This is a genomic window from Azospira sp. I13 (genome assembly GCF_003112695.1).
GTDB lineage: Bacteria > Pseudomonadota > Gammaproteobacteria > Burkholderiales > Rhodocyclaceae > Azospira.
In genome coordinates this window covers 33,049-48,832 of the sequence record NZ_BFBP01000003.1, presented here as the reverse complement: position 1 = coordinate 48,832, position 15,784 = coordinate 33,049, and the positions used below count along the sequence as shown (strand labels likewise).

Genomic DNA, 15,784 nt, shown 5'->3' with positions numbered 1-15,784 from the left:
TCCCAGTCTTCTAGCTTAGGCACGGTTGAACCAGAGGGTCAGCAGCACGAATACGCCGATGATCATGGTAAAGGCATAGTGATAGATGTAGCCGGACTGGAAGAAGCGGACCACGGAGGCGATAGCACCCACCAGTCGGGCCGAGCCGTTGACCAGCAGCCCGTCGATGATGGCGACGTCCCCACCCTTCCACAGCCCGCGGCCCAAAAGGCGTGCGCCACCGGCAAAAACGACTTCATTGAACTTGTCAAAGTAGTACTTGTTCTCCAGCAGCGTGTTGATGGCGGAGAAACGGGCCTGGATGGCAGCAGGAATATCCGGACGCTTCATGTAGAAGAACCAGGATAGGGCAACACCGGAGAAGGCCAGCCAGAACACCGGGGTCATGACGGCATGGGTCGCCATGGCAACAGCACCGTGGAAGTGATGATGCAAAGCTTCCATGACAGGGTGGGCTTCATTATTGACGTGGATGACACCCTTGAAATAATCACCGAAGAGCATGGGCTCGACACCAATGAAACCGATGATTACGGACGGGATGGCCAGGGCTACCAGCGGCACGGTCACCACCCAGGGAGATTCATGGGGCTTCTGGCCAGGAGCCAGGCCATGATGATGGTCATCAGCCGGTTCCTCGTCATCATGATCGCCATGGTGATCGTGATGATCCTTACCGAAACGCTCCTCCCCATGGAAGACCAGGAAGTACATGCGGAAGGAATAGAAGGCGGTAATGAACACACCTGCCATGACAGCGAAGTATGCGTACTTGGCACCGGCGATGTTGGAGAGGGCCACGGCCTCAATGATTGAATCCTTGGAATAGAAACCAGCAAAGAAGGGCGTGCCGATCAGGGCCAGGGAGCCGATCAGGGAGGTGATCCAGGTAATAGGCATGTACTTGCGCAGGCCACCCATATTGCGCATGTCCTGATCGTGGTGCATGCCGATGATGACGGAACCAGCACCCAGGAACAGTAGGGCCTTGAAGAAGGCATGGGTCATCAGGTGGAAGATGGCCACGGAGTAGGCGGAAGCGCCCAGTGCCACGGTCATGTAACCCAACTGGGACAGGGTGGAGTAAGCCACCACCCGCTTGATGTCGTTCTGGATGATGCCGAGGAAGCCCATGAACAGGGCGGTGGTGGCACCGATGATGAGAACGAAGGACAGGGCGGTATCGGACAGCTCGAACAGGGGAGACATCCGGGCCACCATGAAGATGCCGGCGGTCACCATGGTCGCCGCGTGAATCAGGGCGGAGATGGGGGTCGGGCCTTCCATGGAGTCCGGCAGCCAGACATGCAAGGGGACCTGGGCAGACTTACCCATGGCGCCGATGAACAGGCAGATGCAGGTCACGGTCATGAGGGAGACGGTAGCCCACTCACGGTCGGCAAACAGCGTGATCTGAGTATTGGCCAGCTCGGGCGCCTTCTGGAACACGGTGGCGTAGTCCAGGGAGCCGAAATAGGCCAGCACCAGACCGATACCCAGGATGAAACCAAAGTCACCGACTCGATTCACCAGGAAAGCCTTCATGTTGGCGAAGATGGCCGTGGGACGGGTGTACCAGAAGCCGATCAGCAGGTAGGAAACCAGACCTACGGCTTCCCAGCCGAAGAAGAGTTGCATGAAGTTGTTGCTCATCACCAGCATCAGCATGGAGAAAGTGAAGAGCGAGATGTAGCTGAAGAAGCGGTTGTAGCCGGGGTCTTCCTGCATGTAGCCGATGGTGTAGAGGTGCACCATCAGGGAGACGGACGTCACCACCAGCATCATGGTAACGGTCAGCTTGTCGATCAGAAAACCGACCTCAAACTTGTATTCACCACTGCTCAACCACTGATAGACCGGTCCGTTGAAGGAATGACCGGCCATGACGTCCTGAAAGATGACGATGGAGGTGATGAAGGCGACAGCGACACCCAGGATGGTGGCCGTATGGGCCAGCCAACGTGGGATGAGGCGACAGAACAGGCCGGCAATGGCGGCGCCCGCCAGGGGTGCCAGAGGTACCAGCAGATAAAGGCTCTTCATGTCCATAGATGCTTAACCCTTCAGGCTGTCCAGGTCATCCACATGGATGGTGCGCAGATTGCGGAACAACACCACCAGGATGGCCAGGCCGATAGCGGACTCAGCCGCAGCGACGACGAGGATGAAGAAAACGGCCAGCTGACCGGCCAGATCCTGCATGTAATGGGAGAAGGCGACGAAATTCATATTCACCGCCAGCAGCATCAGCTCGATCGCCATGAGCAACACGATCAGGTTCTTCCGGTTGAGGAAGATACCGAGCACGCTGATAGCGAAGAGAATCGCGCCAAGCACGAGGAAATGCGACAGAGTAAGCAAGGGGCCTCCCTTATCCTTCTTCAGCTGGCTGCGGCGGCTGCCGCAGCCATGTTGTATTTAGTCCTGTTTTTCCGCCGGCATCTGCAAGACGCGGATGCGGTCGGCTGCCTTCACGAACACCTGCTTGGCAGGATCGGTGTATTTGCTCTTCTTGACACCGCGATGGGTCAGCACGATGGCGGCCACCAAGGCGACCAGCAGAATGACGGAAGCCAGTTCGAAGGGGTAGACGTACTCGGTAAAGAGGAGACGTCCCAGTTCCTTCACATTGGAAACCCCCGCCGGAGTCTGGGGCACCTGGGCCTCGGAGGCGCCCAGGTACTGGGTACCAATGATGGCGCCCATCTCAAGCACCATCAGCAAACCCACCATGGCGCCGAGCGGCAGGTAGTTCCAGAACCCTTCACGAATCCGGTCCATGTTGATGTCCAGCATCATGACCACGAACAGGAAGAGGACCATCACCGCGCCGACATAGACCAGAACAATGGAGATGGCGAGGAACTCAGCCTGCAGCAGCGCCCAGATACCGCCAGCGCTAAAGAAGGAGAGCACCAGGTGCAGGGCGGCATGAACCGGGTTACGGGCGGTAATCACTCGCAGGGCGGCATAAACCAGAACTGCCGACAGGAAGTAGAAAACGTAAGTCTTGAATTCCATTTCAGGTCCCGTCAGCGGAATTTGGCATCAGCTTCGCGGTCGGCGGCGATCTGCGCTTCATAGCGGTCACCGTTGGCCAGCAGCATCTGCTTGGTGTAGTAAAGATCGCCGCGCTTTTCGCCGTGGTACTCGAAAATGCGGGTTTCAACGATGGCATCCACCGGGCACGCTTCTTCGCAGAAGCCGCAGAAGATGCACTTGGTCAGGTCGATGTCGTAGCGGCTGGTACGGCGGGAACCGTCTTCCCGCTGGGCCGCTTCAATGGTGATGGCCATCGCCGGGCAAACGGCTTCGCAAAGCTTGCAGGCGATACAGCGCTCTTCCCCATTGGGGTAGCGGCGCAGGGCATGCAGGCCGCGGAAGCGGACGCTCTGCGGGGTCTTTTCTTCCGGATATTGAACGGTGATCTTGCGGGCGAAAAAGTAACGCCCAGTCACGCTCATACCCTGCAACAGTTCCTTGAGGAACAGACTCTTAACGATATCTTTCATGGCACCCATGATGTAATCCTCACTTCCAGATGTTCAGGGGCGACATCATCCAGACGCCAACCACGGTGAACCACACCAGGCTTACCGGAATGAACACCTTCCAGCCCAGACGCATGATCTGGTCGAAACGGTAGCGCGGGAAGGTGGCACGGAACCAGAGGAACAGGAACAGCACGAAGGACATCTTGGCAGCAAGCCAGAAGAAGCCATCGGGCAGGAATCCCACCGGCGACAGCCATCCCCCCAGGAACAGCAGGGACGTCAGCGCGGCAATCAGGATCATGTTGGCGTATTCGGCCAGGAAGAACAGGGCGAAAGCCATGCCGGAGTATTCGACCATGTGGCCGGCCACGATTTCGGACTCACCTTCCACCACGTCGAACGGTGCCCGGTTGGTTTCAGCAACACCGGAAACCAGATAGACGATGAACATGGGCAGCAAAGGCAGCCAGTTCCACGACAGGATGGAGAGACCCATGCCGGCAAAGATGCCCTGATCCTGGGCCCGCACGATTTCCGTGAGGTTCAGGCTGTTGGAAACCATCAGCACCGTCACCAGAGCGAAGCCCATGGAGATTTCGTAGGACACCATCTGGGCCGCGGAGCGCATGGCACCAAGGAAAGCGTACTTGGAGTTGGAAGCCCAACCGGCCAAGATGATGCCGTACACACCGACAGAAGCAATGGCCATGATGTACAGCAGGCTGGCGTCGATATTGGCCACACCCAGACCATCGGCAAAGGGCACCACAGCCCAGGCAGCAAGGGCAGGAGCGATGGCCAGACCGGGAGCGATCAGGTAAACCCAGCGATCAGAGCCGGAAGGAACGATGATTTCCTTCAACAGCAGCTTCAAACCGTCGGCAATGGGCTGGATGAGACCCAGGGGGCCCACGCGGTTCGGCCCGATCCGCACGTGCATGTAGGCGATGACCTTACGCTCGAAATACGTCAGGTAAGCCACGCCCAGCAGCAGCGGAGCAACCACGGCGATGATCTTGAGCAGATTCCAGACTACCGGCCAGGCAGGGCCGAAGAAGCCCTGAATGAGTTGCTGAAGCATATCCATCATGCACGCTCCACGGTAATGGTGCCGAACAGGTCGCCCAGGGCTGCGGTGGCGGCATGGGCAGCCGGCACCCGGACGCAACCGGCGGGAGTGCCTTCATCCAGCTTCAGGGTCAGGGCAGCAACACCGTCGCCTTGACGCACGCGAACGGCTGCCCCCTCCTCCACCCCGAGTTGGGCTGCGGTGACGGCATTGATACGGGCAACCGGTGCCTGGGCATCACGAGTACGGGCCAGGGAAGGCGCACGCCGCACCAGGCTATCGGCAAAGTGGATGGGCACATCGGCGACGCGCTGTAGGCCGGCCGGAGCGGCTGCCAGAGCGACACTGATGCCGGAGATGCCGTTATCCAGCCCCTTGGCGAATTCAGCACTGGCACCCAACACTTCGTCACGCACTTCTTCGGCGCTTTCGTAAGCGAAGCCGGAGAGGTTGAGAACGTTGCCCAAGACACGGAAGACCTTCCAGGCGGGACGGGCATCACCCAGGGGACGCACGACGCCGTTGAAACTCTGCACGCGACCTTCGGTATTGACGAAAGTGCCAGAAGTTTCGGTGAAGGGCGTCACCGGCAGCATCACATCGGCGTATTCCAAAGCCGGAGCGTGCTTGAAGGCAGACATGAAGACCACCAGCTTGGCCTGCTTGAGGGCAGCCAGAGTCTGTTGGGCATTGGCGAAGTCGTATTCCGGCTCTGCATGCAGCAGCAGGTAACCCTGGCGGGGCTGCTCCAGCATGGAGCGGGCATTCAACTTGCCCGGCAGGGCACCGGCTACATAACCGCCAACGCTGTTGGCGGCCTCGCCGATGAACCCAACGGTGGCACCGGTAATCTGGCCAAGTTCATTGGCCAGTACCTGCAGTTGGGCGGCGTCGCCGGACTGCTGGGCCACGCTGCCGAGGAAAACAGCCTTCTTTTCGCCATCCACCAGGGACTGGGCGATCTTCTGGGCAGTAGCACAGGGATTCAGGCCATCCAGAGCGGCGGGTACCGCCACCCCTTTGATCTGGGCAGCGGCCTTGACCACGGCGCCAAGGCCACGAATCAAGTCGGCCGGGGCCAGGGTCAGGCGGGCGTGGATGTCGATCAGGGGATCGTCACCGGCCACGTCGATGAGGCTCACCTTGGTGAATTTCTTGGCCGCCTGGCGCAAACGCTGGGCAAACAGGGCAGCATCCTTGCGCAGGAAGGAGCCGACCACCAGGGCGCCATCCAGATCCTTGATTTCGGCCAGCTTCAGGCCAAGCCAAGGGGTACCGGCACGCTTGCCATCGGCAGAGAAATCACGCTGACGCAGACGGAAATCCACATTGCTGGAACCCAGGCCGGTAGCCAGCTTCTTGGCCAGGGCCAGCTCTTCCAGCGTGGCGTGAGGAGAGAGCAGGAAACCCAGGGCATCACCGCCGAATTCGCGAGAGACATCCTTGAGGCCGTGGGCGACGTAGTCGAGGGCCACGTTCCAGTCTACTTCCTTCCATTCGCCACCCTGCTTGACCATCGGCTTGGTCAGGCGCTCGCTGCTGTTCAGGGCTTCGTAGGAGAAACGGTCCTTATCGGAAATCCAGCATTCGTTCACTTCCTCGTTATCACGGGGCAGAACGCGCATCACCTGATTACCCTTGACCTGAACCACCAGGTTGGCGCCCAGGGAGTCATGGGGGCTGACGGACTTACGGCGCTGCAGTTCCCAAGTACGGGCGCTATAGCGGAAAGGCTTGGAGGTCAGGGCACCCACCGGGCAAAGGTCGATGGCGTTGCCGGAAAGCTCGGAATCGACGGTGCGGGCCATGAAGGTGGTGATCTCGGAATGGAAATTCCGGTTCGCCATGCCCAGTTCCATGATGCCGCCGATCTCTTGGCCGAAGCGCACGCAACGGGTGCAGTGGATGCAGCGGCTCATTTCCTCCATGGAGATGAGGGGGCCGATATCCTTATGGAACACCACCCGCTTCTCTTCCTGGTAGCGGCTCTTGACGCCGCCGTAGCCCACGGAAAGATCCTGCAGCTGGCATTCGCCACCCTGGTCGCAGATGGGGCAATCCAGAGGATGATTGATGAGAAGGAATTCCATCACTCCCTTCTGAGCCTTGACGGCCAGCTCGGAGTGGGTGAACACCTTCATGCCATTGGTCACGGGAGTGGCGCAAGCCGGCAGCGGCTTGGGCGCCTTTTCTACCTGGACCAGACACATGCGGCAGTTGGCGGCGATGGAAAGCTTCTTGTGGTAGCAGAAATGGGGAATGTAGACGCCCACTTGCTGGGCGGCGTCCATCACCGTGCTGCCATCCGGCACTTCGGCTTTTTTGCCGTCGATTTCGATTTCAAGCATGTCGCTTCAGCCTCAGTTCTGAGCCTTGAAGAACCCGCTACCAGCCCGCTGGACATCCTTGGGCACGAGACAGGTCTTGTGTTCAATGTGGTGCACGAATTCGTCGCGGAAGTGCTTGATAAAGCTCTTCACGGGGAAGGCGGCAGCATCACCCAGGGCGCAGATGGTACGGCCCATGATGCCTTCGCAGACGGAATCCAGCAGATCCAGGTCGTCGGGACGACCCAGGCCGTGCTCGATGCGGCTCACCACCTTGTAAAGCCAGGGGGTGCCTTCACGGCAGGGGGTGCATTGGCCGCAGGATTCTTCGTGGTAGAAGAAGGACAGACGCTCCAGGGCCTTGACCATGCAGGTGGTCTCGTCCATGACGATGACCGCACCGGAACCCAGCATTGAGCCGGCCTTGCTGATGGAGTCATAGTCCATGGTGCATTCCATCATCACGTCGCCGGGCAGCACCGGGGCGGAAGAACCACCGGGGATCACTGCCTTGAGCTTGCGGCCGCCACGCACGCCGCCGGCCATCTCCAGCAGGGTGCTGAAGGGCGTACCCAGCGGAATCTCGTAGTTGCCGGGACGATTGACGTGGCCGGAAATGGAGAACAGCTTGGTACCGCCGTTATTGGGCTTGCCCAGGTTGAGAAACTTCTCACCGCCGTCCCGGATGATGAAGGGGATGGAGCCGAAGGTCTCGGTGTTGTTGATGGTGGTGGGCTTGCCGTAGAGACCAAAGGAGGCCGGGAACGGCGGCTTGAAGCGGGGCTGCCCCTTCTTGCCTTCGATGGACTCCAGCAGGGCGGTTTCTTCGCCGCAGATGTAGGCACCGTAACCGTGGTGGGCAAACAGCTCGAAGTTGAAGCCGGAGCCCAGGATGTTCTGGCCGATGAAACCGGCAGCACGGGCTTCGTCCAGGGCGTCTTCAAAGCGCTTGTACACTTCCCAGATTTCGCCGTGGATGTAGTTGTAGCCGCGGGTCGCCCCCATGGCGTAGGCGGCAATGGCCATGCCTTCGATCACGGAATGGGGGTTGTAGCGCAGGATGTCCCGGTCCTTAAAGGTACCAGGTTCGCCCTCGTCAGAGTTGCAGACCACGTACTTGTCGCCGGGGAAGGAGCGGGGCATGAAGCTCCACTTCAGGCCGGTGGGGAAACCGGCACCGCCCCGGCCACGCAGGACGGAGGTCTTCACTTCGGCAATGACCTGTTCCTGGGGAATTTTTTCTGCCAGGATTTTCTTCAGAGCCTCGTAGCCGCCACGGGCCACGTAATCTTTCAGGCTCCAGCCTGCATCACCGTTCCAGCCGGCAGTCAGGGTGGGGTTGATCGCTCCCAGGATGGCCATTATTTCAACTCCGCCAGCAGTTGGTCGATCTGTTCCGGATTCATATGGCTACACATGGACCGGTTGTTGACGATCATCACCGGGGCGTCACCACAGGCTCCCATGCACTCACCCATGACCAGGGTGAACTTGCCGTCGGGAGTGGTCTCGCCGTAGCCAATGCCCAGCTTCTGCTGCAGGTACTCTCCGGCGTGTTCGCCACCGGTAAGGGCACAAGGCAGATTGGTGCAGACGGTCAGCTTGTACTTACCCGTCGGCTTGCGATCGTACATGTTGTAGAAGGAGGCCACTTCCAGGGCCGCCATGGGCGGCATATTCAGGTAGTTGGCAACGAACTCGATGGTTTCGTCAGCCAGCCAACCTTTCTCTTCCTGGGCAATCGCCAGGGCCGCCATCACGGCCGACTGCTTTTGCTCGGCGGGATACTTGGCGACCTCGCGGTCGATCTTCTTGAGGGATTCGGGAGTCAGCATCAGCGGTCAATCTCGCCAAAAACGATGTCCTGGGAACCGATGATCGTGACAACGTCGGCGATCATGTGGCCCCGCGCCATTTCATCCATGGCTGCCAGGTGGGCGTAGCCAGGAGCGCGAATCTTCATCCGGTAGGGCTTGTTGGCGCCATCGGAAACGAAGTAGATGCCGAATTCACCCTTGGGATGCTCGATGGCGGCATAGGCTTCGCCTTCGGGCACGTGGATGCCTTCGGAGAAGAGCTTGAAATGGTGGATCAGCTCTTCCATGTTGGACTTCATGCCCTCCCGGGGAGGCGGCGCCACCTTGTGGTTGTCGGTGATGACAGGACCGGGATTCTTGCGCAGCCAGTCTATGCACTGCTTGATGATGCGATTGGACTGGCGCATTTCTTCCATACGGACCAGATAGCGGTCGTAGGAATCGCCATTGACGCCGACGGGAATATCGAAATCCAGGTCAGCATAGACTTCATAGGGCTGCTTCTTGCGCACGTCCCAGGCGATGCCGGAGCCGCGCAGCATGGCACCGGTGAAGCCCAGTTGCAGAGCCCGTTCGGGAGTGACCACGCCGACATTGACCAGACGCTGCTTCCAGATCCGGTTGTCAGTCAGCAGGGTGTGGTACTCGTCCAGATAGGTGGGGAAGCGATTGGTGAAATCTTCCAGGAAGTCCAGCAGGGAACCGGTGCGGTTCTCGTTGAGCTTCTTCACCGTTTCGGCATTCTTGAAACGATTCTCGGTGTACTGGGGCATGCGGTCCGGCAGGTCGCGATAGACGCCACCCGGACGGTAATAGGCAGCATGCATGCGGGCACCGGAGACTGCCTCGTAAACATCCACCAGATCTTCCCGCTCGCGGAAGGTGTAGAGCACCATGGCCATGGCGCCCACGTCCAGGCCATGACAGCCAACCCACAGCAGGTGGTTGAGGATGCGGGTGATCTCATCGAACATGACGCGGATGTACTGGGCGCGGATGGGCACTTGAATGCCCAGCAGCTTTTCCACCGCCATACAGTAGGCATGTTCGTTGGACATCATGGACACATAGTCCAGACGATCCATGTAAGGCACGGACTGGACCCAGGTGCGGGTTTCCGCCAGCTTTTCGGTGGCGCGGTGCAGCAGGCCGATATGGGGGTCGGCGCGTTGCACCACTTCGCCATCCAGCTCCAGCACCAGGCGCAGCACACCGTGGGCTGCAGGGTGCTGCGGCCCGAAGTTCATGGTGTAGTTACGAATTTCGGCCATATCAGACGTCCCCGTAATTCTCTTCGCGCACGATGCGCGGCGTGTTTTCACGCGGCTCGATGGTTACCGGCTGGTAGATCACCCGTCCCTGATCCGGGTCGTAACGCATTTCAACGTAACCGGAGATGGGAAAATCCTTGCGGAAAGGATGGCCGATAAAACCGTAGTCGGTCAGGATGCGACGCAGGTCGTCATGACCGGGGAAAACGATGCCGAACAGATCAAAAGCCTCACGCTCGAACCAGTTGGCGGAGGCCCAGATAGCAGTCACGGAATCCACAACGGGGAAGGCATCATCCGGAGCAAAAGCCCGCACACGCAGGCGCCAGTTCTTACTGACGGACAGCAGGTGAACCACGGCTGCATAACGCTTGCCGGCCCACTCGCCATTACCGTAGGCGGAATAATCGACACCGCACAGATCGATCAGCTGATCGAAGCACAGACTCTCGGAATCACGCAGCTCCCGCATGACCTGCAGGTAGTCTGCCGCATCGACCTCGATGGTCACTTCACCAAGCGCCACCTTGAGGTTCTTGATGCGATCACCCAATTGAGCCTGAAGGGCCTGGCTCAGGGTTTCCAGTTTGGACATGGGAACTCTCCTGGGTCAGCGGGCGATGGTATTGGTACGGCGAATCTTGTTTTGCAGCTGCACCAGACCGTAAAGCAGGGCTTCAGCGGTCGGAGGGCAGCCCGGAACATAGATATCCACCGGCACAATGCGGTCACAACCGCGCACCACGGAATAGGAATAGTGGTAGTAGCCACCACCGTTGGCACAGGAACCCATGGAGATGACCCAACGGGGCTCCGGCATCTGGTCGTACACCTTACGCAGGGCGGGCGCCATCTTGTTGGTCAGGGTGCCGGCAACAATCATTACGTCGGACTGACGGGGACTGGGGCGAAAGACGATACCGAAACGATCCAGGTCATAGCGGGAACAGCCGGCGTGGATCATTTCCACGGCACAACAGGCCAGACCGAACGTCATGGGCCACAATGACCCGGTACGCATGTAGTTGATCAGCTTGTCAGCAGTAGTCGTGACAAAGCCTTCCTGCAGAATACCTTCAATAGCCATAACTCACTCCCACTCCAGTGCGCCCTTGGCCCAGGCGTAGATGTAACCGACCACCAGAATGGCAATGAACACCATCATTTCGGCAAAACCGAACCACTTCACCGCATCGGTCGCGACGATTTCCTTGAAAATCGTGGCCCAGGGGAAGAGGAAGGCAATTTCCAGGTCGAAGAGGATGAAGAGGATGGCGATCAGATAAAACCGCACATCGAATTTCATACGGGCGTCTTCGAAAGCCTCGAAACCGCACTCGTAGGGGGAGAGCTTTTCAGCGTTGGGACGATGGGGGGCAACCAACCACCCCAGGACAATCGGCAGAACACCGATGGCGATGCCGACCAGGATGAACAACAGGATCGGGAAATAGTTTTCCAGCATGATTCGCCGCGCTATCGCTTTTCAGGAAGCCGGCCGCCCCGCAAGGAACGACAAGGCCTCGTTGCAATTGGTGCCGACGGCGAGACTCGAACTCGCACGACTTACGTCACTACCCCCTCAAGATAGCGTGTCTACCAATTTCACCACGTCGGCACTGCCACCCGGGCACGGCGTTCTGAGGAAACCGCATTCCGCGCCCGAGAACCACACCCAAAAATTACTTGGGAATGTCTTTCGCCTTCGAACCAACTCCGGCATCCGCCGGCGCAGGGCTTGCGTCGCCGCCAGCCACTGCTGGTGCGCCATTCGGCGCAGAAGCAGGCGCGGATTGTACAGCGTCCTGCATCACGCTGCCACTACTTTTCGGCTTCGCAGAAGCCAGATAAGCAAGCGCCAGACTGGTCGAAAAGAAAACGATCGCGAGGAGTGCGGTGGCGCGGGAAAGAAAGTTGGCGGACCCAGTCGCGCCAAACAAACTACCGGATGCACCGCTACCAAAAGCAGCTCCCATATCAGCACCCTTGCCATGCTGGATCAGGACCAAGCCGATGATCCCCAGGGCCGCCAGGATATGCACCACCAATACCACGGAAAACAGATAATTCATGTCACTCTTTTCTCAAAGGGCGGCCGCACGACAAATGGCCACAAACTCTTCCGCCACCAGGGAAGCCCCGCCCACCAGCGCCCCGTCGATATCGGGCATGGCAAACAATTCGGCGGCATTCCCTGCCTTGACGCTACCACCGTAGAGCACACGCACTCCGGCAGCCACTGATGCATCCAATTCCACCAGCAAACCCCGGATCGCCCCATGGACTTCCTGAGCCTGCTCCGGCGTCGCCGTAAGCCCGGTCCCGATAGCCCAGACAGGCTCATAGGCAACCACAGCTCCAGCAAAACCTGCAATTCCTGCCGCACTCAACACCGCATTCAACTGGCCGGCAATTACTTCCCGGACCTGCCCGGCCTGACGCTGCTCCAGCGTTTCGCCCACACAGAGAATCGGGCTTACGCCGCCGGAACGAGCCCGGAGAAACTTCTGCGCCACCAGCGCGTCAGACTCACCATACAGGGCGCGCCGCTCGGAGTGCCCGACGATGACATAACGACTGGCAAAATCCGCCAGCATCGCCACCCCGATCTCACCGGTAAAGGCGCCCTGAGCTTGCTCGCTCAGATTTTGAGCCCCCCAGGCGACAGCGGAACACGAAAGTTGCTGCTGAGCCTGAGCCAAGTAGGGATAAGGCACGCAAACGGCACACTCAACACCCGTCAAGCCAGCCACACCTGCCTGGATGCCCGCCAGGAGCATCTGGTTGGCCGCCAAGCTACCATGCATTTTCCAGTTACCAACAACCAACTTCTGACGCATGAGCAAGACTCGATCGAGTGGAGCGCCCCCGAAAGCGGGAGTGCATAAAACTTTTTAATTATATCTTTTAGAAGACCCGCCGGTCAATGCAAAGACTCCTCCCGGGAGTTGTTCTCGCTCCATGAAAAACGGCCGGAAAAGCCGGCCGTTTCTATGATCCAGAGCATAAACAGGCAGATCGCCCAGACCGGCAATCAGCCGAAGCGGCCAGTAATGTAGTCCTCGGTCTGCTTCTTCTGGGGCTTGATGAAAATTTGGTCAGTAATGCCGAACTCGATCAGCTCCCCCAGATACATGTAGGCCGTGAAGTCGGAAACCCGAGCTGCCTGCTGCATGTTGTGGGTCACGATAAGAATGGTGACCTTTTCCTTCAGCTCGGACACCAGCTCCTCAATACTCGCCGTGGCGATGGGGTCCAGGGCGGAAGTAGGCTCATCGAACAGCAGCAGTTCAGGGTCCGTCGCCAGGGCACGGGCAATACACAGACGCTGCTGCTGACCACCGGAGAGATTGAAGGCCAGATCATCGAGACGGTCTTTCACTTCATCCCAGAGCGCGGCGCCACGCAGGGCCTCCTCCACCTTCTCATCCAGCATGGTGCGACGCTTCTCGCCTCGCACCCGCAAGCCGTAGGCCACATTTTCATAGATGGACTTGGGGAAGGGATTCGGCTTCTGGAACACCATGCTGATGCGCATACGCACTTCGATGGGATCCACCTTCTCGGCCAGCAGGTTGGTCTGGTCGGGGAAGAAGTTGATGGCGCCCTGGTAGCGGTTGCCCGGATACAGGTCGTGCATGCGATTGAAGCAGCGCAAAAAGGTGGATTTGCCGCAGCCGGAGGGGCCGATAAGCGCGGTCACCTTCTTTTCGTAGACCGGCATGTTCAGGCCCTTCAGGGCATGGAAGCCGCCGTAGAAGAAATTGAGGTCCTTGGCTTCAGCCTTGACGATGGGAGTTGCGGTAGTCATGAATGGATTCCTGTAGGTGCGCCGTGGTCCCGGCACAGTCAATTCGAATAGAGGCGGCGCCTTACCACTTGATGTTCTTGCGCAGACGGTAGCGGATCCAGATGGCCAGACCGTTCATGGTCAGGGTCATCAGCACCAGGACAAAACCTGCGGCGGCGGCATTCTGATGGAATGCCTCTTCCGGGCGGGAAGTCCAGTTGAACATCTGGATCGGCATCACGGTAAAGGGCGCAAACACCCAGTCGAACAAGCCGGCAGCAGGCTCACCAGTCAAGGGGGCCGGCGGCAGGAAAGCAATGAAGGTCAAGGCGCCGATGGTGATGATCGGTGCAGTCTCACCAATGGCCCGGGCCATGCCGATGATCACGCCGGTAAGGATGCCGGCGGCGGAGTAAGGCACGATGTGATCGCGCACTACCTGCCACTGGGTGGCACCACAACCGTAGGCGCCCTCCCGGATGTAGGTGGGAATGGCACGGATGGCTTCACGGGTGGCGACAATGACCACCGGCAGGATCAGCAAGGCCAGGGTCAGGCCGGCGGACAGGATGCTCTGGCCGAAGTTGAACTGATAGACGAAGATCCCCAGGGCCAGCAAGCCATAGACGATGGAGGGCACGCCGGCCAGGTTGGTGACGTTGATCTCGATAATGTCGGTCAGCAGATTCTTCGGCGCGTACTCTTCCAGATAGACCCCGGCGGCCACACCGAGAGGCACGGCCGCCATGGCCGTCACCAGCATGACCAGGGTGGAACCCACCCAGGCGGAAAGAATGCCTGCCTGTTCAGGGTGGCGGGAAGGAAAGTTGATGAAGAACTCCAGGGAAAGGCGGGGGCCGCCTTCCACCACCATCTGGGCAAAGAGGGCAACGAAGGTCAGCACGCCAACCATCAAGGCCACCAGACCAAGACAGGCGAAGAGCAGATCCCAGCGCTTGTGGCGGGTAATGATGCCCCGGATTTCTTGCAGGCGGGCGGCAACGGCAGTGGTGTCGCTCATATCAGTAAGCCTCACGGAACTTCTTGCGCATAACATGGCCGATGATGTTGAAGAACAGGGTAATCAGCATCAGGGTCAGGCCGGCAGCGAAAATGGTCTGATAACCCACGGAACCGTGGGGCAGGTCGCCCAGGGCAACCTGAACGATGTAGGCAGTAATGGTGGCCGCCGGCTCCAGAGGGTTCCAGGTCAGGTTGGGCTGCATCCCTGCGGCCACCGCCAGAATCATGGTCTCGCCCACGGCCCGGGAAATGCCCAGGATGTAAGCTGCCGCCAGGCCGGAAGTGGCCGCCGGAGCCACGACTTTCACTGCAGTCTGGAAGCGGGTGGCCCCCATGGCGTAAGAGCCTTCACGCAGACTCATGGGCACGGCACGCATGGCATCCTCGGCCACCGAGCTGACGTAGGGCACGATCATGATGCCCATGACGATGCCGGCGGAAAGCAGGTTGAAACCCGGCAGTTCGGGATAAATCTCCTGCAGGAGGGGCGTCACGAACAGCAGGGCGAAATAGCCATAGACGATGGTCGGTACGCCGCCCAGCAACTCAAGGAAAGGCTTAGCGATTTCCCGCACCTTGAAGGGTGCGAATTCGGAAAGGTAGATGGCAATGATGGTACCCAGGGGAATCGCCACTGCCAGGGCTACGCCGGAACTCACCAGGGTGCCGGAAACCAGGGGCAGGATACCGAAATGGGCATCGTCAAAAAGGGGTGTCCATTGGGTATCGGTGAGAAAGTCCGAGAGCGGCACGTGGTCGAAAAAGACCAGGGATTCCTTCACCAGGATGAAGACGATGCCAGCAGTGGTCGCCACGGAAACCAGGGCGGCCGCCAGCAGGATGAATTCGATGATGGTTTCGCGCAGATGGCGGGTACGCCGCCGGGCAAAACGCTCGCTCACATGATCAAGGGGCACGGCCACAGGCGTATCCGATACGAGGGTGGAGGACATGGGAAGTTTCGGCGCTTATTTTAATGGCCCCGGCCGATGC

General features: G+C 59.2%; 17 protein-coding genes and 1 tRNA gene. All 18 read right to left on the bottom strand.

The annotated features are described in order from the left end of the window. Positions 1–15: 15 nt before the first annotated feature. Positions 16–2,049: an NADH-quinone oxidoreductase subunit L gene (gene nuoL, locus AZSI13_RS02770; RefSeq protein ID WP_109039670.1), complete on the bottom strand. Its 2,034-nt coding sequence runs from the start codon at positions 2,047–2,049 to the stop codon at positions 16–18. 6 nt (positions 2,050–2,055) lie between these two features. Continuing rightward, positions 2,056–2,361: an NADH-quinone oxidoreductase subunit NuoK gene (gene nuoK, locus AZSI13_RS02765; protein WP_109039669.1), complete on the bottom strand. Its 306-nt coding sequence runs from the start codon at positions 2,359–2,361 to the stop codon at positions 2,056–2,058. A gap of 57 nt (positions 2,362–2,418) precedes the next feature. Further along, the gene (locus AZSI13_RS02760) at positions 2,419–3,021 is read right to left on the bottom strand and encodes an NADH-quinone oxidoreductase subunit J (protein WP_109039668.1); all 603 of its coding nucleotides are present in this window, start codon (positions 3,019–3,021) and stop codon (positions 2,419–2,421) included. An 11-nt stretch (positions 3,022–3,032) separates the two neighbouring features. Then, on the bottom strand, positions 3,033–3,521 hold the full coding sequence (gene nuoI, locus AZSI13_RS02755; protein WP_109039667.1) for an NADH-quinone oxidoreductase subunit NuoI: 489 nt from the start codon (positions 3,519–3,521) through the stop codon (positions 3,033–3,035). 10 nt (positions 3,522–3,531) lie between these two features. Further along, positions 3,532–4,581, bottom strand: a complete 1,050-nt coding sequence (gene nuoH, locus AZSI13_RS02750) for an NADH-quinone oxidoreductase subunit NuoH (protein WP_109040009.1) — start codon at positions 4,579–4,581, stop codon at positions 3,532–3,534. After that, positions 4,581–6,911: an NADH-quinone oxidoreductase subunit NuoG gene (nuoG, locus tag AZSI13_RS02745; RefSeq protein WP_109039666.1), complete on the bottom strand. Its 2,331-nt coding sequence runs from the start codon at positions 6,909–6,911 to the stop codon at positions 4,581–4,583. Before nuoG ends, nuoH begins: the two co-directional genes overlap by 1 nt. Positions 6,912–6,923: 12 nt before the next feature. Continuing rightward, positions 6,924–8,252, bottom strand: a complete 1,329-nt coding sequence (gene nuoF, locus AZSI13_RS02740) for an NADH-quinone oxidoreductase subunit NuoF (protein ID WP_014238060.1) — start codon at positions 8,250–8,252, stop codon at positions 6,924–6,926. Next, on the bottom strand, positions 8,252–8,725 hold the full coding sequence (nuoE, locus tag AZSI13_RS02735; RefSeq protein ID WP_109039665.1) for an NADH-quinone oxidoreductase subunit NuoE: 474 nt from the start codon (positions 8,723–8,725) through the stop codon (positions 8,252–8,254). Before nuoE ends, nuoF begins: the two co-directional genes overlap by 1 nt. Next, positions 8,725–9,978 carry an NADH-quinone oxidoreductase subunit D gene (locus tag AZSI13_RS02730; protein WP_109039664.1) on the bottom strand — a complete coding sequence of 418 codons (1,254 nt, stop codon included), beginning with the start codon at positions 9,976–9,978 and terminating at the stop codon, positions 8,725–8,727. The genes nuoE and AZSI13_RS02730 overlap by 1 nt, the downstream gene beginning before the upstream one ends. Before the next feature lies 1 nt (position 9,979). After that, entirely contained in the window at positions 9,980–10,573 is a 594-nt protein-coding gene (locus AZSI13_RS02725; RefSeq protein ID WP_109039663.1) for an NADH-quinone oxidoreductase subunit C, read from the bottom strand. Between the two features lie 15 nt (positions 10,574–10,588). Further along, positions 10,589–11,065 carry an NADH-quinone oxidoreductase subunit B family protein gene (locus AZSI13_RS02720; RefSeq protein WP_014238064.1) on the bottom strand — a complete coding sequence of 159 codons (477 nt, stop codon included), beginning with the start codon at positions 11,063–11,065 and terminating at the stop codon, positions 10,589–10,591. 3 nt (positions 11,066–11,068) lie between these two features. Continuing rightward, positions 11,069–11,443, bottom strand: coding sequence for an NADH-quinone oxidoreductase subunit A (locus tag AZSI13_RS02715; protein ID WP_109039662.1), 375 nt, complete (start codon positions 11,441–11,443; stop codon positions 11,069–11,071). 68 nt (positions 11,444–11,511) lie between these two features. Continuing rightward, positions 11,512–11,596, bottom strand: a tRNA-Leu gene (locus AZSI13_RS02710). Between the two features lie 64 nt (positions 11,597–11,660). Continuing rightward, on the bottom strand, positions 11,661–12,050 hold the full coding sequence (gene secG / locus AZSI13_RS02705) for a preprotein translocase subunit SecG (RefSeq protein ID WP_109039661.1): 390 nt from the start codon (positions 12,048–12,050) through the stop codon (positions 11,661–11,663). Between the two features lie 12 nt (positions 12,051–12,062). Further along, positions 12,063–12,818 carry a triose-phosphate isomerase gene (gene tpiA, locus AZSI13_RS02700; protein WP_109039660.1) on the bottom strand — a complete coding sequence of 252 codons (756 nt, stop codon included), beginning with the start codon at positions 12,816–12,818 and terminating at the stop codon, positions 12,063–12,065. Between the two features lie 194 nt (positions 12,819–13,012). Next, positions 13,013–13,789, bottom strand: a complete 777-nt coding sequence (gene pstB / locus AZSI13_RS02695) for a phosphate ABC transporter ATP-binding protein PstB (RefSeq protein ID WP_109039659.1) — start codon at positions 13,787–13,789, stop codon at positions 13,013–13,015. 61 nt (positions 13,790–13,850) lie between these two features. Continuing rightward, a complete protein-coding gene (gene pstA, locus AZSI13_RS02690) occupies positions 13,851–14,789 on the bottom strand; it encodes a phosphate ABC transporter permease PstA (RefSeq protein ID WP_109039658.1) in 939 nt (312 codons plus the stop codon). Between the two features lies 1 nt (position 14,790). After that, positions 14,791–15,744, bottom strand: a complete 954-nt coding sequence (pstC, locus tag AZSI13_RS02685; RefSeq protein WP_201262286.1) for a phosphate ABC transporter permease subunit PstC — start codon at positions 15,742–15,744, stop codon at positions 14,791–14,793. Between the last annotated feature and the right edge of the window lie 40 nt (positions 15,745–15,784).

What these genes read in the sequence shown, in the direction of transcription:
- nuoH (WP_109040009.1), bottom strand. Translation starts at nt 4,581, where the DNA reads ATGGATATGCTTCAGCAACTCATTCAGGGCTTCTTCGGCCCTGCCTGG.
- nuoG (WP_109039666.1), bottom strand. Translation starts at nt 6,911, where the DNA reads ATGCTTGAAATCGAAATCGACGGCAAAAAAGCCGAAGTGCCGGATGGC.
- secG (WP_109039661.1), bottom strand. Translation starts at nt 12,050, where the DNA reads ATGAATTATCTGTTTTCCGTGGTATTGGTGGTGCATATCCTGGCGGCC.
- pstA (WP_109039658.1), bottom strand. Translation starts at nt 14,789, where the DNA reads ATGAGCGACACCACTGCCGTTGCCGCCCGCCTGCAAGAAATCCGGGGC.
- nuoI (WP_109039667.1), bottom strand. Translation starts at nt 3,521, where the DNA reads ATGGGTGCCATGAAAGATATCGTTAAGAGTCTGTTCCTCAAGGAACTG.
- nuoE (WP_109039665.1), bottom strand. Translation starts at nt 8,725, where the DNA reads ATGCTGACTCCCGAATCCCTCAAGAAGATCGACCGCGAGGTCGCCAAG.
- nuoF (WP_014238060.1), bottom strand. Translation starts at nt 8,252, where the DNA reads ATGGCCATCCTGGGAGCGATCAACCCCACCCTGACTGCCGGCTGGAAC.
- tpiA (WP_109039660.1), bottom strand. Translation starts at nt 12,818, where the DNA reads ATGCGTCAGAAGTTGGTTGTTGGTAACTGGAAAATGCATGGTAGCTTG.
- AZSI13_RS02760 (WP_109039668.1), bottom strand. Translation starts at nt 3,021, where the DNA reads ATGGAATTCAAGACTTACGTTTTCTACTTCCTGTCGGCAGTTCTGGTT.
- pstC (WP_201262286.1), bottom strand. Translation starts at nt 15,744, where the DNA reads ATGTCCTCCACCCTCGTATCGGATACGCCTGTGGCCGTGCCCCTTGAT.
- pstB (WP_109039659.1), bottom strand. Translation starts at nt 13,789, where the DNA reads ATGACTACCGCAACTCCCATCGTCAAGGCTGAAGCCAAGGACCTCAAT.
- nuoL (WP_109039670.1), bottom strand. Translation starts at nt 2,049, where the DNA reads ATGGACATGAAGAGCCTTTATCTGCTGGTACCTCTGGCACCCCTGGCG.
- AZSI13_RS02715 (WP_109039662.1), bottom strand. Translation starts at nt 11,443, where the DNA reads ATGCTGGAAAACTATTTCCCGATCCTGTTGTTCATCCTGGTCGGCATC.
- AZSI13_RS02725 (WP_109039663.1), bottom strand. Translation starts at nt 10,573, where the DNA reads ATGTCCAAACTGGAAACCCTGAGCCAGGCCCTTCAGGCTCAATTGGGT.
- AZSI13_RS02730 (WP_109039664.1), bottom strand. Translation starts at nt 9,978, where the DNA reads ATGGCCGAAATTCGTAACTACACCATGAACTTCGGGCCGCAGCACCCT.
- AZSI13_RS02720 (WP_014238064.1), bottom strand. Translation starts at nt 11,065, where the DNA reads ATGGCTATTGAAGGTATTCTGCAGGAAGGCTTTGTCACGACTACTGCT.